Origin of the sequence: Planctopirus hydrillae (assembly GCF_001707835.1) — a bacterium.
Lineage (GTDB): Bacteria > Planctomycetota > Planctomycetia > Planctomycetales > Planctomycetaceae > Planctopirus > Planctopirus hydrillae.
The window spans coordinates 154,353-174,926 of record NZ_LYDR01000154.1 but is presented as its reverse complement, the minus strand read 5'-3'; the positions used below and the strand labels follow the sequence as shown (position 1 = coordinate 174,926).

The following is a 20,574-nucleotide window of genomic DNA, read 5'->3' as shown; positions in this document are numbered from 1 at the left end:
CTACCCGAGACTCGATCTTCTTGAGAACACGAAACTTACGTCACGTCATCAGACTTGTAAAATCGTGGACGGCGTTGCGTGCCATGCTTGCGGTTCTGAGCAAGCATGCCCGCTGATACTTTAAGCAGCACTCAGCATTCCAACTGAATTGACGGTTTGATTGAATTCTTTCTGTCTTTACCCGGATCAATGAATTTTATGAATTGTCACGCATGACTATTGCCAGCCTGCATGCCTGGATTGTGCGGATTCCCCTCAAGCGGAAGGTCACACATGCTTCGCATTCACGGACGGAAACGTTGTCTGTGATTGTCCGCTGTCAGTTGAAGAGTGGCGAAACTGGCTGGGGGGAAGGCCTGCCTCGAAAATATGTGACCGGCGAGACGGTGGACGATCTATGGCCACTTCTGCGCGAAGCCCAGATCGAGAGGCAATTGCGTGGCGGCTGGAAAGATCTGGCCGAAGCTATGGCGCTGTGCCGCTCGCTGACGATTGGCCGCCCGGATGATGACCGCTATTGTTTCGGTAATTCGATTCGCTGTGCGGTCGAAATGGCCTTACTCGATGCCGCCTTCCGACAAGCAGGTGAGCCTCTCTGGAGAATCGCCAAACTGGCGAAAATCGACGGCTTGCCGATGCCTGAGATTCAGCCAGAACGAATCCGGTACAGTGCCGTTTTTACGTCGATGAATCTTCCCAAATTGATGATTCGTTGTGCCAAACTGCGGTATTACCAGTTTGCAGCCGGCAAACTGAAGGTTGGCATCGCAGGTCGTGATGATGTTCAGCAGGCCAGATGGGTTCGTCGACTGTTGGGCGCTTCTTTTGATTTACGGATCGATGCCAACGAAGCATGGCTTCCCGAACAGTTGGAAGAACGTCTGGAGCGATTGTCCAATTTAGGGATCACGTCGTGCGAGCAACCTGTGGCTCATGAGCATGTGCAGGCATTAAGCCATCTGAGAAGACGCATTCCAGTCCCCATCATGCTCGATGAATCGGTATGCAGCCTCGAAGATGCCCGGCGTGCCTTCAATGATGGAACCTGTGATCTGTTCAATCTGCGGCTTTCCAAATGCGGTGGCTTTCTCCCCTCACTCGAATTGGCGGCTTTTGCGAGCCAACATGGACTCGGCTATCAGTTGGGTTGCCAGGTGGGTGAGACAGGAATTCTCTCCGCAGCAGGCAGGCAGTTCGCCACGGCGGTGGGAGGAATTCGGCATCATGAAGGGAGCTTTGATCGATTTCTCGTTAAGGAACCTCTGATTAATGAGGACCTCACCTTCGGACGCGGCGGCTGGGCACCCAGGCTCCATGGTCCTGGTTTGGGAATCACTGTTGATGAAACGTCCATTCGCCGGGTCTGCGTTGAAGAGCAGCAGATTCTCTGAATCCAGTTTTCATAAGTTGGCACTACGGAGAGTTGGCCCCACAGATTTTGAAAATTCCAGTTTGACAACCCTTTTCAGGATGCTTACGCTACTGAAGTTGATTTTTGCACCCAACATCAAAACATCTCCAAGGCAAGGTTTCGTTATGTGGCACGGCGTCTATCCTGCAGTGACGACTCAGTTTCATGCAGATTTCTCCCTCGATATCGAAGCCACCCTCAAGCATGTTGATGTGCTGATTGATGAAGGTGTGCATGGCTTGATCATGCTGGGAAGTGTGGGTGAAAACACTGCCCTTGAGCCCCATGAAAAGCGGGAAGTGCTCAAGAGCGTCGTCGAACATGTGGCTGGGCGTGTGCCGGTTCTGAGTGGTGTGGCCGAGTACACCACAGCACTGGCTTGCCGCTACGCCGCTGATGCTGAAAAGCTGGGTGCTAACGGGCTGATGGTTCTACCTTGCATGGTCTACAAGGCCGATGCCCGCGAAGCCATGACTCACTTCCGTGAAGTGGCCAAAGCCTCGTCTCTTCCAATCATGATTTACAATAATCCAGTGGCCTACACGGTTGATGTCACCCCTGCCATGTTGCAGGAACTGGCTGATGAACCCAAATTTGTCGCCGTCAAGGAATCTTCAGATAACGTCCGCAGGATCACTGATATCCGCAATCTTCTGGGAAATCGCTATACGCTCCTCTCGGGTGTGGACGACCTGGCGCTCGAAAGTATTCTGCTGGGAGCCGAAGGCTGGGTTTCTGGCCTGGTCAACGCTTTCCCTGCTGAAAACCGTGCATTGTGGGAACTGGCGACGGCTGGTCGCTGGCAGGAAGCTCTCGATATCTACCGCTGGTACACGCCACTGCTGCACCTCGATACTCACACCAAGCTCGTGCAATACATCAAGCTCTGTATGGCTGAAGTGGGATATGGCAGCGAACTGACTCGCCCACCTCGCTTGCCACTGGTGGGAGAAGAACGCACACGGATCACGAAGTTGATACGCGATGCGATTGCCAACCGCCCTCAGTTGGACGCTCTCCTTTCTTCCACCGCGAATTGAGTGAACATCCAAAGTGACGTACATTTCCAGGCAGTGGATCCAGGTTGTCGATAGCCACACGGGTGGTGAACCTACACGGCTGATCTATGACGGTCAGCCGTGGCCCTTGGCAAGTCGCCACGAGGGGTCGTCAACTTCTCAAGAGTCGCCATCGCCATCGGTATTGAGCGGTTTGCGAAAGGCGATCGATGGTTCATCATTAGTTCTTCCGAAAACAATGTCCGAGAGACGGCATTTTCTGGAGACTGAGGCCGACTGGCTGAGAACTGCCAGCCTGCTCGAACCGCGCGGCTCCGATGTGCTCGTGGGTGCGATTTTGACACCACCAGAGCATGCCTCGTCACTGGCAGGGGTTGTCTTCTGCAACAACACAGGCTATCTCGGCATGTGTGGCCACGGGATGATTGGTGTCGTCGTCTCGCTGGGACAGATGGGGCTGATTGCTCCCGGCCCGGTGACCATCGATACGCCTGTCGGGCCGATTGCAGCGACATGGAGTGGCGGCGCCTCGGTCACTTTGACCAACGTCTGGAGTTATCGATATCGCCAAGCGGTCTCACTGGAAGTGCCTGGCCTCGGAGTGATCACGGGCGATGTTGCCTGGAGTGGCAACTGGTTCTTTCTGATCAGCGAAGAGGTTCATCAGAAGTCACTCGATCTGGGGAATGTGCCAGACTTGCTGGCCTACACATCACAGATTCGCAACTCACTGGGAGAGCAGGGGATTACTGGCGCTGATGGCGCGGAAATCGACCATGTTGAGTTATTTGCCGGATGTGACTCGAGTGTCGCCGACAGCCAGAATTTTGTGCTCTGCCCAGGGGGGGCCTACGATCGTTCCCCTTGCGGTACAGGAACCAGTGCCAAACTGGCTTGTCTTGTGGCAGATGGAAAAATCTCTGAAGGGGGCCTCTGGCGACAGAAGAGCATTGTGGGAAGCTGTTTTCAGGCCAAAGCTCTTGCGATTCGAGAAGGCGAGAGGGGCTTGGAAGTGCTGCCCCAGTTGACTGGCGAGGCTTATGTAACAGGAGTGTCCACACTCCAGATCGATGAGGCGGATCCATTCCGCTGGGGGATATTGCCGCCCCAATAACTGTCACAAATTTGGTTGGAGTGGTGCGTTTCAAGAATTGGTAACTGACGTACAGCAAGTCAGTTCGATTTTTTCATTCGAGTCTCGTGTCATGCTCCTGAGGTGGGCAGACTTGCTATCATCTTGCAGGATGTGTTTGTTCAACAGAAATCGCTACCGCCCTCACTCTGGCCTTGCGCCCCGGCCTTGATGGATCTGGCGATATGGGTGATTTCAAAAACACCAGAAATTCGTTAGCGCAAGAACAACTTCGAGATCAGGGGATACTTCGTGGCAGTTGATGTTGTGGTCGTTGGTGGTGGCGTTGTCGGGGCCATGTGCGCACGTTATCTCGCCAAAAAGAATCTTTCTGTAACAGTTGTCGAGCAAGGGACCATTGGGGGCTTCTGCTCCAAAGGGAACTGCGGGTATGTCAGTCCCAGCCATGTTCTTCCTTTGGCCGAGCCCGGTGTTCTGCTGAAGACACTTAAGTCAATGACCACTCCCGATTCGCCATTCCACATCCGTCCCAGGTTTGATCTGGCTCTGCTGGGCTGGCTGACGAACTTTGCGCGCCGCTGCAATGAGAAAGACATGATGGCCGCCGGTGTGGCACTTAACACCATCCTGCGATCCTCGTTCGACGAATACAAAACGGTCCTTGCCGAAGATGGCATCGAGTGCGAATGGCAGCACGACGGAATTCTCTTCGTCTATCGAAAAGCATCAGAGTTCGAGGCGTTCTGCAAGACGGATGATATGCTGGCCGAAAAATTCGATCGGCCCTCTCGTCGCATTATTGGCGATGACGCTTTGATGGAATTTGAACCCGCTCTCAAACCGGGGAACACCGGGGCCTTCCTCTATGAATGCGATGCTCATCTGCATCCAGAGCGGCTCATGAGCCAGATGCGCGCGAATCTGATGGCTCAGGGCGTTTCACTTCTTGAAGGGACGAAAGTCGAAGAGATTGTGACGGAAAGTGGGCAGGTTCGTTCGGTCAAAACCAGCCAGGGGGAAATCGAGGCAAAACATGTCGTCCTGGCCGCTGGTGCTCTCTCGCCCATGTTCCAGAAGGCGCTCAAATGCTCGATCCCCGTTCAGCCGGGGAAGGGCTTGTCGATCACCATGCAAAGGCCCGCCGTCTGCCCGCGCGTCCCGATGATTTTCCATGATCACCGTGTCGCGATCACACCATTTCAAACGGGATATCGGATCGGCTCGACCATGGAATTTGCCGGTTACGACACCACCATCAATCCCCGCCGTCTCAAACTCCTGACAGAGGGAGCCAAGCTGTATCTCAAAGATCCAGTCGGCCAGCAGGAAGAAGAGCCCTGGTGGGGCTGGCGACCTATGACTTACGACAGTGTGCCTATCATCGGGCCCACCCCCAAGGTCCGAGGTGGCTGGCTTGCGACTGGACACAGCATGCTCGGAATTTCCCTCGCTTCCAGCACAGGGAAGTTGATTGCCGAGATGATTACTGGTGAGAAGCCCCACATCGACCCTAAGCCCTACGCTGTCACACGTTTTTAACACCCGCTTCAATGACATGTGGGCTCAACGCAAGGGTGGCCCGGCCAGCTTGTGGCCGGGTCGTCAGTGCTTTGCACGACGACAAGAAGCTGCGCCATGCGGTTGCTTCTGTTGAATCTTCGCGCAAATCCTCTTGGGGAAGGGAACGGTGAGGCTCTTTTTGGGCGATATTCAGTAGCCACAAGAGCTCGAGCTATCCTTAAAGATAGTTGAGAATGCTTAACTGCAGGGTTTGAGCCGTGAGTTGCATGGAAGCTTCGTAGACTTGCCGGAGTTGCAGAAGTTGCGTCGCAGCTTCAGTCAGATCAGTGTCAAAGATGTTTGATAACGTCTCTTTGGTCAGCAGGTTCTGGTCATCGAGTCGATTACCCACTTCATCGATCAATTGCTGCCTCGTACCAATTTCTGTCCGAGCGATCGTGATCTGGCCCGAGGCTTTCTCAAGTAAAGGCGAGAGTCTGGCCAGTTCGACATTGTCATTTGAGCGGAGTGCCTTTTCGAGAGAGATCAGCAAATCGAACACACCACCTGTTCGCTGCGGATTCACGTCATCTCCAGCCAGCACACCTGTGGCTCCCGTGTTTTCGGTTCCATCAATCCCTAAAGCGATGGCACTCTCGGTGGCAGCAATGGTCAGTGGTCCGGCTCCCGAGGAATCCGTCAAAGAAATGCCATTACCAACTGCATTCAGGCTCGCAGTAAGTACACCCGGGTCAGCCGCATTGAAGAGATTGAGCACATCCTGAATGGTAGTGGCTGACGAGAGATCAATGTTCGTCGTGGTTCCATCCCGGCGGGTGATGCTGATTGGCGAGCCAGGTGTAAAGACGACTCCTTTTCCCAGATTGAGTTGCGAAAGCGATGTCTCGCCAGTGAATGTTCTCAGCCCCAGGCCTGTCGCATTCGTGCCGCCATTCTCTCCGATCGAGAAATTGGCACCACTCAGTCGAGTTCCGACAATCAGGCCGCGACCCGAAGGATCGATTTCTGCAGAAACATTCGGATCAGCCGCTCGAATTCGCTGCAAAACCTGCTGCACGGTCGTGGCACCATCGAGATCAACAATCGTTGTGGTCTCTCCATTCACAATCCTCAGGCCAGTTCCTGCGGTCGCACCAATCCCTGCGCCTCCATTGAGGGCCGCCACGCTGGTCGAGAGAGTGACTGCGGGTTCAAGACTTCCTCCTTGAGCCACAGCGACAGGGCCCGTCGCCAATCGTAATTGTGTGGCTGTCGTACCACTGCCGCTATTCGCGATGGCAACCGTGCCATTGGAAGGTGTAATTCGCAACCCGCCAGGACTGAGAGGATTGATATCGACCGTCACCGTCTCGGCTTCTCCCGCAAAGGCGGCTTCGATGCGGGTTTTGAGATCGCCAATGGTGACAGCGGTTCTTAAATCGATTGTCTTCTCAATGGGAGTTCCGTTGTCGACAGTCACTGTCAGCGAAGACAGATTCACGCCGGCCCCATTTTTCAGTGCCGAGAGCGGGGTCGTCAGTTCGAGGGCTGGTGAGAGTGAAGCGACATTCGGTTGGGAGATGCCACCAAAGGCATCAATTCCGGAAAGGGATGTCGAAACCAGTTGATTGACATCCACAAAGGCTTTGACTTCTCCCGAATTCCCGCGATAAATCACCGTGTCGCCAGCACGTTCAAAGGGAGAAGTTCCAGTGGCCGTACCGCTGAAAAGAAATCGATCCTGATACTGCGTATTGGCGGAGTTCAGAGCACTTTGAATCAACGTAGCGACTTCATTGGCCAGGCCGATTTTTTCTTCCGGCGTCGATGTCGAGCCAATCCCTGTCTGCAAAATGCCTTTCGCTCGCACGACGACATCATTCACAGCACCCAGGGCATTGTCGGCGGCACTCAGAAATCCCTGATTGTAAGTATGCTGACTGCGAACCCCTTGAACTCGCTCTAACAACGATTGCAGAGATGAAGTCTGGCGCGTGGCTGTCGGATTCTCCGAAAGGAGATTGTACTTCTGCTGAGTATTGATCTGCTGCTGCAAACGCGAGATCAAACTGGTGCCTGTTTGCAGATCGCGATTGGCATTGCTGTAGAGCAGGCTGTTCGGCATTCGACCGATACCGATGTTTCCTAGAGCCATGCCGTTCCTCCCGATCATTCTGCCAACTTGGTTTCAGATGCTGCTTAAAATACTCAGTGATGTCTTTGCGATCAGGTCATTGGTTGCCAGTGAATTGTAGATCCATCATTCGAGTCATCTCTGCGGTCCTATCTCCTGTGGATTTAGTGCCATGCCTCGCAGCTGGGGGCTGTCTATTACACACATCTTCGCTGGAGTACTCATGGGATGCGTGGCTGGGGTCAAACGTCCTCGTTTGCCCCCAGGTCATGGTGCGTTAAAGTTCATGGCAATAATGATGGGAAGGAACTTTACCCGTGCAATCGTGCTGGCGAATGTTGACGACCAGGGGGCGGATGAAGACATCCGACCCCTGCCACCCGGCCAAGAACCATCCATTTCCGCTGTGTTTTGTTTTTTGGTGCCTCCCTCGTCATGTCCCCCAAGGTTATGTGAAACGTTGTGTGTTAAAGGCAGAGGCTCTGAGCGAGCATGTCTTCTCCAGTGGCTCGTTAGATATTCAGCAATGTATTAAAGAGCTCATCCACGACTGAAATGATGCGTGCCGAAGCCTGATATGTTCGCTGCAGATTGAGAATGTTCAGTGTCTCTTCATCAAGGCTGACTCCCGAGACCTGTTCTCTCTGCGTCAACAGGGAATCTCGAAAGCCGGTAAACCCCTTTTCAACAGCCTGCTCAGCCGCTGAAGACTGGCCGACACCGGCAATGAGATTGTCCTGAAACTGTGAAATCGAAAGTCCGTTCAACTGACTCGATGCCACAGTCAGAACCTTGGCCAGTAGCGCCACATTGCTGGAATCACCTGCACCTCCGCCTCGTCCCGTGGCAAGGAGATTCTGGTTCTTCGCAATGACCTGATTGACCGCAATGTTCCCGGAATCGGTCCCCGTAAAGAGCGTGTTGATTCCGAGTGTGGCTAGAACCCCGCTGCTATCGGCTCCAAATCGCAACTCATAGCCTGCAGCCGCATTGATCTGCAACTGGCCGTCAGCCGTCACCTGGGCACTCACCTGACCGACGGCATTCAGGCTGGCCACCACATCATTGAGCGTGGTATCCGTGCCTAATCCATCGAGATCGATCGAAATCGTGCTTTCAGTCGTTTCGCCACTGGTGAGGTTGCGCACCTTGATCGTAAAGCTGCCATGCTGGACAGGGAAATTCAGTCCTGCTGCATTGGTGTTCAATGCCGCATTGGCATCGGCCACTTGATAAGTTCCGGTGACTGTCGAGTAACCCGTTAACCCTTCTCCCTGGCTGTGAATGCGATTTGCTTCATAGATCAGGCCACTGGCGAGTTGGTCGAGCTGTTTTGTGAAGCCTCCCAGAATACTGTCGCGAGATTCAATAGTTCCCTGAATTTCGCCGCCACCATTGGTCACTGAAGCTTTCGTGATTGTCGTCTGCACATTCAGCACACCAAAAGTGCCATCTGTCGCAGGAGTCACTTCCAGATTCTGCGTGTAACCGTCCAGAATGATGTACTCGCTCCCCGAGTAGAGATCGACTTGCCCCGAAGGCCTTTCGATCGCTTTCACAGGGATCAACTCTGAAAGCCGGTTGATGGCATTCAGCCGCTCCACACGCAAGGCCCCCGCGTCGCTCTGGTTAAGTCCGTTCGCTTCGAGAGCACTGATCTTGGGGTTCAGATTGACAATCTGATTTATCAATCGATTGGCTTCATCGACCTGAGATGTCAGTTGATCGTTCAGTGTGGTGCGCAGGTCATCCACTTTGCCGCGCAATGACGTGATGTGGTTAACCAGTGCCTCGGTTTCCTGCAGGGTGATCTGCCGTTGTCCCGCCGAATCGGGAGCACCGGTCAACGTCTGCAAAGAGGCTACAAAATCATTCAGAGCCGTCGAGAGATCTTCATCGCCCAGTTCCCCCAGAGTCGTTTCGAGTCTTTGCCATGTAGCACTTTTGATGGTCGATGCCGCTGCATCGCCATTCGCTGCATGAATACGACTTTCGAGATAGGTGTCGAGTTGCTGACGAACTCCGACCGCCAGCACACCGCTCCCCACCAGCAGTGAACCTGTCTGATAGCTCCCCGCGGGTGTAAGGGAAACAGCATCGCGAACAAAACCTTTGGTATTGGCGTTCGCAATATTGTTGCTGGCAACCTGTACGCTGGCCGAAAAGATTTCGAGCGAACGTGAAGCAACAGCCAAAGCACCATTCAGTGACATGCGACTCTCCTACAGGCTGACATCCAGGAGCGCACTTTGAGTCCGCATGACATTCCCGGTACCGGGTGGGCCATCATAAGTGGGAGCCAGAGCTCCACCGCGGGCTACGGCATCGACAATCAGATCCAGATGCCTGATCCCCCGTTGTGTGAGAATCCACATCGTCCACGAAAGTTTCTGGATCTCTCCCGCCTGTAGGCGAAGCTTCGCAGCGCGTTCCACGAGAGATTCTTGACCCCAGGCGCGGGCCACGTCGAGCAGCGACAGAGAATCGATTGATGGGTGCGGAATCGACCTGAGGAATTCTTCCCGCTCCAGCGTTTTCCGCTGAAGTTGCGTTAGCAACTCCTGCTCGCGGGGAACCAGCAGTGCAGCATCCCCCGGGCGAGAAAGCACCAGTGCGTTCCATCTCTGGCTCATCAGCTCATAGAGTTTGAGCTGCAGCGATTCAAACGCATCGATCAAGCGACAGAGCCGCTGAAGACCGTCCGTGGCCTGCATGGCAAATTCCCAATCCAAAGTCGATGGCTGCGCAGATCCAGCGGCGCAGAAGGTTCCATCGTTACTTTCGGATCATCGGGAAGAACTCTGTCGCTCCGGTGGCTCTTGATCGCGCTTCGCGAAGGGTTTGTGTCTGCCGTGACAGATCTGCCAGTTGTTCCGAGAGATTCTGTCGTTCAGATTCCGTAGACTTTGTGGCGTTGTTGAGAACCTCCACGCTCTCAGAACTGACCTCTTTGGAAAGCTTTCCGGCCTTTAACGGATCTAACGAAGGCGATCTGGCAATTCCACCTTGAACACCCGCTTCGAAGGCTGTCTGCATCGCATCGGCAAAGTGGTTGTCACCCCGTTTTGCCATAGCCTCCACGACGACCTGATCAAACTGCGACTGAAACATTTTTTCAGCCTGACCGCCGTTCAGGTATTTGGTTTCTCCCGCTGTCGAACGGAGGGCCTTCATCATTTGAGTGTAGAAAATCGTTCCAACTGTCTGCCCGAACTGTTCCTTGAGTTCAGCCGATGAAACGTCTTTCTTGCCACTCGCGCCATGCAAAGGCTTCATGTTCGCTGTTGGCGACAGTTCCAGAGGCTTCAATGCGGCATTGGATTCGATATTAACCATGATTACTCAAGCTTTATCAGCAGGGCCGAAGTGTCATCCCACGGCCACTATTTCTCGATCAGTTCTGCATGGAGTTTGCCTGTCGCGTGCAATTCACGAATGATGTCGATCACATCAGCCGTGGGGACTCTTAACTTGTTGAGAGCGTCGACCAGGTCTTTCAGTTGCTGGGGAGATTGCCGGCCGGAATTCTCAATCAGTCCAATAAAAGGCCCGGGCCCTGTGAGCAAAGGATCATCAGCCCCGATCTCGACCACAAAACTTTTATGCGAGATGATCACCGGGCTGATCTCGACTTCTCCGGTGACGACGACCGTGCCTGTCCGCGGATTAAGAATCACCCGCGCCTGAGTATTGGGTGTATCAATCCCTGACTCCAGTACCTGTGCAATGAATTCCACCGGGTTCTGTCGGTACTGCTGCGGAATCTGGATCTCGACCGACCCGGGACCAGTCGGCTTGGCAATCGTTTTCGCGGCGGATTCAAAGGTGAATTCACTGTTAATCACGCGGGCAACTTCGCTGGCTGTCCAGAAGCTGGCATGGGCCGGATCGATGAGTAACGTGACCAGATCCTGTTGTTTACTTAAAAACAGGGCTGTCACATCCTGCACCAGATCAACCCCTTGCGTGATACGGGCACTCGTTGGGCGTGCGGGGTCATCGACCACAATCGCTCCCCCAGCGACACCAATCACGAGTTGATTGCGGGCATCGGCTGTCGTCAAGGGTGTGCTGAGAAGCCTCCCTCCACGCAGGCTTTTGGCCCCCATCACCGCATTGACAAAGCAATCGATCTTTTGACCTCGCTTAAGACCGGTGCGAGGAATGGTGGCTTCGACCATGACAATCGCCACGTTATCGGCATTACGGATCTCCGTATCCAGCACGGGTTGGTTCAGCCTGGCCATGGCTGCCCGCAAAGCACGGACTGTGGGTGCATTCTTGGCACCATCACCAGTCCCGGGAAGTCCGACAATCATTCCCAGGCCTGTCAGACGAACTTCCTGCTGCCCCTGCACAGAGCAGATATACTCCAGCCGCACACGAGCTTCCGCCTGACTGGGCCAGATGGCACAGGTGAGGAGGAGTATTGCAATAGTAGTAGCGAGGCGTGACATGGGAGTGCCGGGAGTAGTAAGTTGTAGGTTGATGGTTGCGGGTTGGGAAGAAGCTGATGGCGGCTGTTACTAACGAACAACTCACGACCATCAACTTACCACCATCAAAATGGCGAAATGATATCCAGTATGTTTGTCCCCCAGTTGGTCTTGGTACTGTTGTAGACCTTACCCTTCTGAGTGCGTTCGATTTTCAGTTCGGCAATATCCTCAGATCGAGCGGTTCGATTGGGCAAAATCGCCAGTCGATCAATTCGCCCTGCCAGTCGATACTCGAAGAAATCCTGGTTCGTCCGGATGGATTTTCGGGCTTCCAGCACCACCGTTCCATTCGGCAGCACGTCTACCACTGTCGCCGCGATGTTATAGCTGATCCCTTCCTGATCCGTCAGTTGCCCAATCGTTTGCAATCGGTTGTTGAGGGTGCCTTCAATGGCCGGTGAGTTCTGCGCAGCAGGGAGCAGATTAAAGTTATCCCCAAACCTCACAAAGTCACTTAGCTCGGCTGCATAAGCTCCATTCCGCTGGCGATTGAATCGGCTGTTGACAATCACTTCCGCCTTCTCATCGACCTGGATAGTGATAATGTCATGCACCTTGATTTCCGGCGGTAATGGAGGTGGCTCCACATAAATGAGCGAGTAGTCTTCGATGCGGGTATCGGAAAGAGGTGTAATGATGGGTGGCCCCTGACATAAAGCCAGTTGCTGAAGTCCCGCCGTCAATCCTAATGTTGTAATGACCCGAACTGTGATCAGTCGGTACGCGAGAAAATGTTTCAGAGCCTGATGTGGCCAACTCATGGTCTTCCCCCTTGTCGGCTCGGCGTCGATCTCGCAGGTGGATCTTCCTGAGAAGATGACTTCAACAATTGAACACCCCGCATTTGCGAAGGATTTGCCCCTTCGCCACCTGTCGAAGTAATGGCTGCTTCGTGCCAGCCTGTCACCACAGCGGTCACGCGTTCACGCACATCATCGAGGGAAACGAGCGTTACTGTCTCTCCCCGTGCAGCCGTTGAAAGGCTTTTGTATTGCCCGCGAATCACGATCCCTTTGACTCGTAAAGAAGCTGTTACGATATCGCCATTTCGAATCAGTGGAGCCGAAGCCATGTCTTTCAGATTCACTAACTCACCGGCTTTGGTCGCTCGCCGGCACTCCATACCAATCACTTGCCCGGGTTCAGTGCAGCATTCGGCTTGTGCAGTGTCGAGCTTCCACATCAGATCACCTTGCTGCACAATTTCGCCCTTCTGCATAGCTCGTCGAAAAGCCACCATGCGAACTTGTGGTGTCAATTTCAGCTTCAAAGTGACGTTGTGTGGCTCTCCGCCTTGAGTCGGTATGATCTGGGCCTGAATGGCCTGTTCGGGGAGATTGTCAATTTTTTCTGCCAGATATCGAATGGCTGCACCATCTGTTACTGCCTGGAGTACAGCCGGAGGTGTGGCTTCATGGGGAGAAATTGTCACGATGGGCATGGCCGCTTCGTCACCCCAGCGAAACTGCTCGCGAAATGCCGTGACTAACAGGGCTTCCACCTTACCACGATCAACGCGAATCACTGGCTGCGGTTCAACATGCGATACCTGTTGAATCACTTGCGGAGCACGTTCTTCGCCGGCACTGCGAGAAACCACTGACCGTGCCGAGCCAGAAAACGCGATCCGCGACAGATTGATCCCCATGGCCAGGAGACGCTGATGAACCTGCAGATGGTCAAACATCACTGGTCGGCCCACTCCCGGCCCGGGACCTAAAGGGATGTTTCCCAAGGTCTCTCGAAATGCATTATCGCTCGAAAGGATCTCTGCCACTTCATTCAAGGTGACAAGTGTTTGTGTTGTTGAAACTCGCTCTTTCAAGCTGATGACTGCCGAAGCTTGCGCAGCGGTACTCTGTCCCAACGAGTTGAGAGTGGATGGTGTCTCAACCTTTGTGACAGGTGGTGCGGCAATGCACGAATTCTGCCAGCTTCCAGCGAGACATGCATACAACATCCCACAGGCGATGAATTTCGCCGGGAGTAGAAAGTGCAGCCGAATTTTCGCCGGAATGTCGAGAACCATCCATGGTCTCCGGTTTGATCATTAAAGTCAGGTGCATTCCATCAGAACTTCAGGCACCCTGCTGAATACAAGTAGGGCAGGCTCCTGCCTGCCAATTCACTTCATAAGTTAGTATCGTCTCAAGTTCGTAATGAGTTGCAGTAACTGATCCGAAGCCTGAATCACCTGGCTGTTTAATTCCACATTACGTTGGGTTTTAATCAGATCCACCAGTTCGTTGGCAGGTTCCACATTCGAGATTTCCAGAAATCCCTGTCGAATCAAACCCAGTCCCTGATCACCAGGGTTGCTGATCAAAGGTTGCCCGGAGGCATCAGTGACCGCATACAAACTCTCGCCTGCCTGATACAAACCTTCGGGATTGATAAATCTGGCGAGTTGAATTTGCCCAACTTGATTCTGAACTGTCGAACCAGCCTGAATGACTGAGACGATCCCTTCGGCCGAGATGCCAATATCAACCGTATCAGGCGGGATGTTAATGGGTGGGTCAATCAACCGCCCAATGTCGGCCGAGGCGAGGACAACATCACCGTTCGAGTTCACCGTGAATTCACCGCGCCTTGTATAAAAAAGCTGGTTGTTGCCGCGCACCATAAAGAAGCCATCACCCGTGATGGCCATATCCAGTTGTCGCCCCGTCTCCAGCAGTGCTCCCTGAGAGAAGTCGATCTGAGTCCCCGCCACACGCACGCCCAGGCCGGCGGCTGTACCAATGGGTGTATAATTGCCCAGAGTATCCTGTGTGCCAGGTAGCTTATAGTATTGGTAGTACAGATCTTCAAAATCGGTACGCGAGCGTTTGAAGCCGTTCGTCCCCGCGTTCGCCAGGTTATTGGCAATCGTATCGAGGTTGAACATGTAGGCCTGCATGCCCGAAGCCGCCGTATACATCGCGCGGTATAGCATGAGGAACCTCCTTCAGTAAAAATCACTCAGATGATCTGTCTACGGACAATTGTCGTTTGTGTTGGCGAGCGTTGTGATCGCACTATCTTCGGGGAATGGCTTGTAGTAACCGCCCCAGCATCTCATCCTGCATACGCATCATGTTCACGTTTGATTCAAACCCACGCGAGACCTCGATCAGCTCGAGTGTCCCCTGCATCGGATCGGCATTGGAGGCTTCGACGAATCCTTGCCGAACTCTGGTCTCCGGTGGTGCTTCGGCAACAGGAAGCTTTGTCGAGTACATCCCATCACCACGCTTCTGCAGTTCGGTTAATCGAGTCGGAACCACCACTGCCAACTGACTGATTGGCAAAACGATGCCGTTTGGCCCGACTCCCGAAATCTGACCATCATCGCCAATCTGCAGGTCAATCATTTCCGGTGGAATGACAATCTCACTGCCATCGGGATCAAGCACTGGAGCACCTGTTCCTGCATGGACCAGTTGTCCATCGGCATCGAGTTCAAACGAACCGTCTCGGGTTAAAAGTGTTTCGTTCCCCATTTTGAGCTGGTAAAAGCCGTCTCCCAGCAAGGCGGCATCTGTCGACTTTCCTGTCGGCTTGAGTGATCCTTGCGAAAAGTCGGTAATTGTTCCTTCCAGTGCGACGCCACCAGTTTCCAGATCAATCGTATCAGGGGCTCTTTGGGGTTCCTGATGTGCGACGTCGTAAGGAAAGTAAGAGCGAAATACGGCGATATCTGGCTTGAAGGCATTGGTGCCGACGTTGGCCAGATTGTTCGCCAGCACACCTTGCCGCATAGCCTGCGATTCTGCACCTTGAGCAGAGAGATAGAGGCCGTACAGCATGGTCTGACCTGCAGATTTCGCCGGAATTTGACCGCTCTCCAACCTTTGGAGAGGCACTTATCTGCAAACATCGACGGTTCCGAGGCGTTAACTTGAGTATAACCGCTACAGATTAACAGCCACTTTTCGCGAGCCTGCTGGATTTGAAAATGGCACTCAAACCACGAGTGGTCAAGAAAAGAGCCTTGACCACTTGAAAACAGAGCTCTTGCAAACTCAACTGGCGTAACTGGTGAGAATTTTCCGGTTGATTCCGCCGTTGCAGACGTCAAAAGTTTGCCAGCTTGCCAGTGTGCTTGCTGGACTTGCCTGGTTTTGTGTGTATCCACCTGTGGAATGTCAGAGTCTCATGAATCTACCTTCGCGACCCTCACGAGCGATTAAGGCGGCCCCCTCGGTGGCTCGCCAGAAACCACTGGTAACAGGTTCATTGCCGCATGCGACGGTTCTTGAAAATCTGGTGATGGCTCTTCCCTGGCAGGGCGCGTACGGGGCCGAAATCTCAGAGGCAGTTCGCTCGTCAGCTCTCCCAGCATGGTTCGAGAAACAGCGCCAGAAAGTGTCTGCTCGTCCTTCCGGCTCCGGTAAGCCGGTATGGAACGAGCCACTCACAGGTTGGACATGGGATACACTGGGAGGTTCCACTTCGCATGACGAACTGAGTCGCGTGGTGGTTGCTTCACCTAAAGCCAAATCTTCACCGCGATCCATCACTCGCATCGGGAAGGTCAATCAACCAGCCGCACTCCTTGCGAGCATTGCCGCGACTCGCGCCTTCACTCTTCCGGAATCGCTGGTCGCTCTGGAAACACTCTTTAAGTTCTCAAATGAAATTGCTCCTGAGGACTTTTCCATCCTCTTCGCGCGCAGTTTTGAATCTTCTGCTCCAATGATCGATCCACGGCCGGATGTCGTGGCAGCTCAGTTCGAAGCTCACCTCCTGCGCTGTCTGGTCTATGGCGAGACCATGGAAGAGACGGCTGACATGGAATCAGCCGCCAAGGATCTTGCCAGCGATCTCAAGAGTCATACCGACACGGATGGCACACCTCATGCCGAGTTGTTGCCAGTCCTTTCTTCGTGGTTGGCCGTGCATGTTCGGGCTGCTGCGTATGTCAACGCGAAAGCCAGTCGTCCTGGTAAATGGTCTGGTCGCGTCCGTAGTCTCACATCCAGTGCTCATCTCGAATTGCTGGCGGCGGTACTTGAAGAATCAGCCCGGTTGATCCGTCAAGATGGCCAGATGGCCCATTCGATCCACAAATTTTCTGCCATTCGACATGTTTATCAGGTCGCCAGCCAGTTTCTGGCGTTTCCACCCAGGAGTGCTGCACAGGGGCTGGCGAAACAGCATACGACAGCCAGCAAAGGGCGTTTAGCGGCTGAGACCCGCAGCTCCAGTAGTGAGTTCGCTTCCAGCCAGTCCGATTGGGCCCATACAGCGGTACTCAGGGCGGGCTGGGAAGCGACCCAGGCGGCCTGCACCATTGCCTATCATAAGCCGTGGCCCGAAGTGGATCTTTCAACGGGCACCACAACGCTGATTCGAGGTTCCTGCGGTATCGAAGCTTCGACACCGGCAGGCCAGCTTGAACTCGCCGATGGCTGGTCGTGTGTCTGCTGGAATGCCGACGAAGATGGCGATTATGCAGAACTCCAGATGATCGGCCCGGAGCGACTCTTTCTCGAACGGCAGAATTACCTGTCACGTTCACACGGTTTCGCCCTGTTCGGAGAGATTCTGCGTGGCAAATCGACGGGTGAGTATGAACTCAAGACATCACTTCCCATCAGCCCGGAGCTGACTGTTGAAAGTGATCGACTCACTCGCGAGTGGCAGCTCAAAAAGCAGGGCAAGCTGGTAGGAAGAGTTTTTCCACTGGCATTGCCACAGCAAAAAATCTATTCCACTCCGCATACCGTCGAGCCACATGACGGAAACCTCGTGTTCCAATACACGGCCCACGGCAAAGCTGTCTATGGAGTTTCAGTGGTTGTCTGGGATGCGAAACTTCTCAAGCGGCCAGCCATCTGGCGTAAGCTCACTGTTACGGAAGATTCGCGAATTGTCCGCGACGATGAAGGAGTCGGCTATCGACTGCAACTGGGGAATTTTCAACTGGTCATTTATCGCAGCTTGAAACCTACTGAGTATCCGCGTGCGGTTTTGGGGCATCATACGGGCAAAGAAACACTGATCGGCAGCCTCGATACCAAAACCGGCGATGTTACTCCACTCCTGCTAGTGGAATAAATGCCGCGGCATATCGTTTCGTTTGAATCTCATACCTATCCCAGAGATCATATACGCGTAGAGAGTCGATCAAGCTGTTCGCACCGAGTCGCAAGCATGGCACACTCGGCATAATGATATCCTGGAATCCGTATCAGATATCGGCCGCTGACTTCTCTGTTTCACCGGTAACGGGTGCCAACACGGGGAACAAGCGACTCACCAGGCCGGGCTTCACCACCTGTCTCTTGAACAACACCAGGCTGCGACCCTGCAAGGGATACGATTGCCCCGGCCACACCTTCTTGGGAAGGATCTGGTCGTCAAACGTCGTATCGACCAGAGGCTTCCAGAACATTCGTCGGGGAGGGGGCGTCACCGCCAATGCAGCAGATAAGCTCTCCTCTTTGGTAGCGGCTGGTGTCGCATGCTGTTTATTAGCGACCTCGATCTGGTTTTTAATGACTGGCATCGATGCTTCAGGAGCGGGAACCTTATTGACCATGGCGGGTGGTCTTGTGATCTGTTCGGCGGCGGTCGGCCGAGACTCGGTCTTGACGATCCCACTGCCGGCAGGTGTCGCATCTTCCGTCGCTGGATTTTCCTCATCAATCAGGATGGACGAATTCACTGCAGCCGGTTTCTTGTCTGGTGCTGATCTCCATTGCTCAGAGGAGATTTCATTCATGTCGCCAAATCCATATTCAGGTAACCGAAAGGAAATCTCTTCGTGGTGAGCATTGATGAGTAAGAACAGCGTATCACCTTCAATCCGCTCACCCCGTTCGTTCATTTCAGTAATCTGACTGCCATCAAGAATCACTCCGAGGCAGCGGGCGTGGCCGGCATTCCAGTCAGCATCGGTCATTTCCAGGCCATCAGGTGTCAGCCAGACAATATCCTGCACACCCTGGCCGCGCAGTTCCCGCCCCTGAAAAAAGTTTCTCCGCTGGAGAACAGGCTGGCTCTTCCAGAGCTTGATGCACTTTTTGGTAAAGTCCAGAAACCGCTGCTGCGTGGGATCAATCCGCCAGTTCAGCCAACTGGTAGCATTATCCTGGTTGTAGACATTGTTGTTTCCCCCTTGAGACTGGCTGAGTTCATCCCCCGAGCGAATCATGGCCACGCCTTGAGAGAAGAGCAGCGTCGCCATCAGATTACGCTTCTGCCGCTCTCGCAAAGCCAGGATCGCCGGATCGCTTGTGGGCCCTTCGGCTCCACAATTCCAGCTATTGTTATGACTGTCTCCGTCTTCGTTGTTCTGGCCATTGGCTTCGTTATGTTTGTGGTTGTACGAAACCAGATCCTGCAGAGTGAACCCGTCATGAGCTGTGACAAAGTTAATGCTCGCATAAGGTCGGCGGCCATTGTGTTCATACAGATCACTCGATCCACAGATTCTCGTAGCTAATTCTGAAACGGTGTGGCCATCACCTTTCCAGAAACGCCTGACGCAATCGCGATACTTCCCGTTCCATTCTGTCCACAGTACCGGGAAGTTGCCCACCTGATAACCACCTTCGCCCAGATCCCAGGGTTCAGCAATCAGCTTCACCTGCGAGAGGACAGGGTCCTGATGGATGATGTCAAAGAAGGCTCCCAGCTTATCGACCGCATGCAATTCTCTGGCCAGTGTGGCAGCCAGATCGAACCGGAAGCCGTCGACATGCATCTCCTGCACCCAGTAACGGAGGCTGTCCATAATCAATTGCAGCACGCGCGGACAGACCATGTTCAAGGTGTTACCGCAGCCGGTGTAATCGAGATAGTAGCGGCGGTTATCTGCCACCTGCCGATAGTAACTGCGGTTATCAATCCCGCGCAGCGACAGCATGGGCCCGAGATGATTTCCTTCCGCCGTATGGTTGTAAACGACATCGAGAATGACTTCGAGGCCATGCGCGTGCATGGTCTTGACCATCTTCTTGAACTCAAGAATAGCTCCCTGGGGCGTAGGGTCTGCCGCATACCGGATTGCCGGGGCAAAGAAGGCCAGAGTGTTGTAACCCCAGTAGTTTCGCTTTCCTTGAGTCACCAGAAAATGGTCATCAATAAAGTGATGCACTGGCATCAGTTCGACAGCAGTAACTCCCAGTTCCTTCAGATGCCGGATTGAACCTTCACTGGCCAGACCTGCATACGTGCCCCTTAACTCACGGGGAACCCACGGACTGAGTCTGGAGAATCCTTTGACGTGCAATTCGTAGATGAGTGTTTCATGCCACGGCGTTTTCGGATGTCGATCGCGACCCCAGCGAAACCTTCGATCGACCACCGCGGCTAATGGTGCAAATGCACTGTTGTCTCGTCGATCGATGAGCAGATCCTGCTGTTCCTGCCCGATGACATACGGGAACATTTCTTCCGACCATTGCACATCCCGGGCAATGGCCATGGCATAAGGGTCCAGCACAATCTTGTGAGGATTGAAGCGATGTCCGGCATGTGGTGCATAATCACCATGCACCCGGTAGCCATAGACCTGCCCGGGTTTCACATCCGGCAGATATCCGTGCCAGACAAAATCGGTTTGCTCCGGGAGTGTGATCCGGCATGCTTCCACCTGGGATTCGGCAGAATCAAACAGGCAAAGTTCCACTTTGCTGGCAGATTCCGAGAAGATCGCGAAGTTCACTCCGCGTCCGTCAAACGTCGCGCCCAGTGGTGCTGGCGATCCTGGCCAGATACGCATAGGGAGTTCCTTTCCCGGGATGTTCCGTTGTGGGTTGTGAGTCGTTGCTGGCGAATTGAATGCCAGACGATCATCAGTCATCTTCTGGCGTGCGGGGGATCTTGTCGGAGACAGGTGAGGAGTCGTGTAGACATAGGTATTGTTAAATCCCCAGCCCGGCCTGTCGCCGACTGTTTTCCGGCGTACCGGGCGAGGTCTTTTT

The 20,574-nt window shown here is 53.8% G+C and carries 15 protein-coding genes; 5 read left to right on the top strand and 10 right to left on the bottom strand.

What is annotated here, in order from left to right:
• Positions 1-212: 212 nt before the first annotated feature.
• From A6X21_RS21695 to A6X21_RS21680, 4 genes are all read left to right on the top strand, one after another.
• Entirely contained in the window at positions 213-1,391 is a 1,179-nt protein-coding gene (locus tag A6X21_RS21695) for an enolase C-terminal domain-like protein (protein WP_068852698.1), read from the top strand.
• A 145-nt stretch (positions 1,392-1,536) separates the two neighbouring features.
• Positions 1,537-2,451 (top strand): dihydrodipicolinate synthase family protein, encoded by a 915-nt coding sequence (locus A6X21_RS21690; protein ID WP_068852770.1) that lies wholly within the window; start codon positions 1,537-1,539, stop codon positions 2,449-2,451.
• A gap of 13 nt (positions 2,452-2,464) precedes the next feature.
• Positions 2,465-3,544: a proline racemase family protein gene (locus tag A6X21_RS21685; RefSeq protein ID WP_068852695.1), complete on the top strand. Its 1,080-nt coding sequence runs from the start codon at positions 2,465-2,467 to the stop codon at positions 3,542-3,544.
• 270 nt (positions 3,545-3,814) lie between these two features.
• Positions 3,815-5,062: an NAD(P)/FAD-dependent oxidoreductase gene (locus tag A6X21_RS21680; RefSeq protein WP_083233827.1), complete on the top strand. Its 1,248-nt coding sequence runs from the start codon at positions 3,815-3,817 to the stop codon at positions 5,060-5,062.
• Positions 5,063-5,261: 199 nt separating this feature from the next.
• Here A6X21_RS21680 and A6X21_RS21675 read toward each other — a convergent pair whose 3' ends face one another.
• The 9 genes from A6X21_RS21675 to A6X21_RS21635 all read right to left on the bottom strand — a co-directional run bounded on the left by A6X21_RS21675 (position 5,262) and on the right by A6X21_RS21635 (position 15,447).
• Positions 5,262-7,178 carry a flagellin gene (locus tag A6X21_RS21675; protein ID WP_068852692.1) on the bottom strand — a complete coding sequence of 639 codons (1,917 nt, stop codon included), beginning with the start codon at positions 7,176-7,178 and terminating at the stop codon, positions 5,262-5,264.
• Positions 7,179-7,669: 491 nt separating this feature from the next.
• Complete coding sequence (flgK, locus tag A6X21_RS21670; RefSeq protein WP_068852689.1) at positions 7,670-9,370, bottom strand: flagellar hook-associated protein FlgK; 1,701 nt, start codon at positions 9,368-9,370, stop codon at positions 7,670-7,672.
• Between the two features lie 9 nt (positions 9,371-9,379).
• The gene (locus tag A6X21_RS21665) at positions 9,380-9,871 is read right to left on the bottom strand and encodes a hypothetical protein (RefSeq protein WP_068852686.1); all 492 of its coding nucleotides are present in this window, start codon (positions 9,869-9,871) and stop codon (positions 9,380-9,382) included.
• A 61-nt stretch (positions 9,872-9,932) separates the two neighbouring features.
• Positions 9,933-10,493 carry a rod-binding protein gene (locus A6X21_RS21660; protein WP_068852683.1) on the bottom strand — a complete coding sequence of 187 codons (561 nt, stop codon included), beginning with the start codon at positions 10,491-10,493 and terminating at the stop codon, positions 9,933-9,935.
• 47 nt (positions 10,494-10,540) lie between these two features.
• Positions 10,541-11,614, bottom strand: a complete 1,074-nt coding sequence (locus A6X21_RS21655) for a flagellar basal body P-ring protein FlgI (RefSeq protein WP_068852680.1) — start codon at positions 11,612-11,614, stop codon at positions 10,541-10,543.
• Positions 11,615-11,718: 104 nt separating this feature from the next.
• Positions 11,719-12,417, bottom strand: coding sequence for a flagellar basal body L-ring protein FlgH (locus A6X21_RS21650; protein ID WP_068852677.1), 699 nt, complete (start codon positions 12,415-12,417; stop codon positions 11,719-11,721).
• Positions 12,414-13,685, bottom strand: a complete 1,272-nt coding sequence (flgA, locus tag A6X21_RS21645) for a flagellar basal body P-ring formation chaperone FlgA (protein ID WP_068852674.1) — start codon at positions 13,683-13,685, stop codon at positions 12,414-12,416. The genes A6X21_RS21650 and flgA overlap by 4 nt, the downstream gene beginning before the upstream one ends.
• 108 nt (positions 13,686-13,793) lie before the next feature.
• Positions 13,794-14,594: a flagellar basal-body rod protein FlgG gene (gene flgG, locus A6X21_RS21640; RefSeq protein ID WP_013110957.1), complete on the bottom strand. Its 801-nt coding sequence runs from the start codon at positions 14,592-14,594 to the stop codon at positions 13,794-13,796.
• A gap of 82 nt (positions 14,595-14,676) precedes the next feature.
• The gene (locus tag A6X21_RS21635; protein WP_013110956.1) at positions 14,677-15,447 is read right to left on the bottom strand and encodes a flagellar hook-basal body protein; all 771 of its coding nucleotides are present in this window, start codon (positions 15,445-15,447) and stop codon (positions 14,677-14,679) included.
• 349 nt (positions 15,448-15,796) lie between these two features.
• Here A6X21_RS21635 and A6X21_RS21630 point away from each other — a divergent pair, with 349 nt between their 5' ends.
• Positions 15,797-17,701, top strand: a complete 1,905-nt coding sequence (locus A6X21_RS21630) for a hypothetical protein (protein WP_131818488.1) — start codon at positions 15,797-15,799, stop codon at positions 17,699-17,701.
• Positions 17,702-17,834: 133 nt separating this feature from the next.
• Here the strand turns inward: A6X21_RS21630 and glgX are convergent, their stop codons facing one another.
• Complete coding sequence (glgX, locus tag A6X21_RS21625; protein ID WP_068852669.1) at positions 17,835-20,372, bottom strand: glycogen debranching protein GlgX; 2,538 nt, start codon at positions 20,370-20,372, stop codon at positions 17,835-17,837.
• Positions 20,373-20,574 lie beyond the last annotated feature (202 nt).

Coding starts and splice junctions, on each gene's coding strand:
- A6X21_RS21695 (WP_068852698.1), top strand. CDS start 213: ATGACTATTGCCAGCCTGCATGCCTGGATTGTGCGGATTCCCCTCAAG.
- A6X21_RS21690 (WP_068852770.1), top strand. CDS start 1,537: ATGTGGCACGGCGTCTATCCTGCAGTGACGACTCAGTTTCATGCAGAT.
- A6X21_RS21675 (WP_068852692.1), bottom strand. CDS start 7,178: ATGGCTCTAGGAAACATCGGTATCGGTCGAATGCCGAACAGCCTGCTC.
- flgK (WP_068852689.1), bottom strand. CDS start 9,370: ATGTCACTGAATGGTGCTTTGGCTGTTGCTTCACGTTCGCTCGAAATC.
- A6X21_RS21665 (WP_068852686.1), bottom strand. CDS start 9,871: ATGCAGGCCACGGACGGTCTTCAGCGGCTCTGTCGCTTGATCGATGCG.
- A6X21_RS21660 (WP_068852683.1), bottom strand. CDS start 10,493: ATGGTTAATATCGAATCCAATGCCGCATTGAAGCCTCTGGAACTGTCG.
- A6X21_RS21655 (WP_068852680.1), bottom strand. CDS start 11,614: ATGTCACGCCTCGCTACTACTATTGCAATACTCCTCCTCACCTGTGCC.
- A6X21_RS21650 (WP_068852677.1), bottom strand. CDS start 12,417: ATGAGTTGGCCACATCAGGCTCTGAAACATTTTCTCGCGTACCGACTG.
- flgA (WP_068852674.1), bottom strand. CDS start 13,685: ATGGTTCTCGACATTCCGGCGAAAATTCGGCTGCACTTTCTACTCCCG.
- flgG (WP_013110957.1), bottom strand. CDS start 14,594: ATGCTATACCGCGCGATGTATACGGCGGCTTCGGGCATGCAGGCCTAC.
- A6X21_RS21635 (WP_013110956.1), bottom strand. CDS start 15,447: ATGCTGTACGGCCTCTATCTCTCTGCTCAAGGTGCAGAATCGCAGGCT.
- A6X21_RS21630 (WP_131818488.1), top strand. CDS start 15,797: ATGAATCTACCTTCGCGACCCTCACGAGCGATTAAGGCGGCCCCCTCG.
- glgX (WP_068852669.1), bottom strand. CDS start 20,372: ATGCGTATCTGGCCAGGATCGCCAGCACCACTGGGCGCGACGTTTGAC.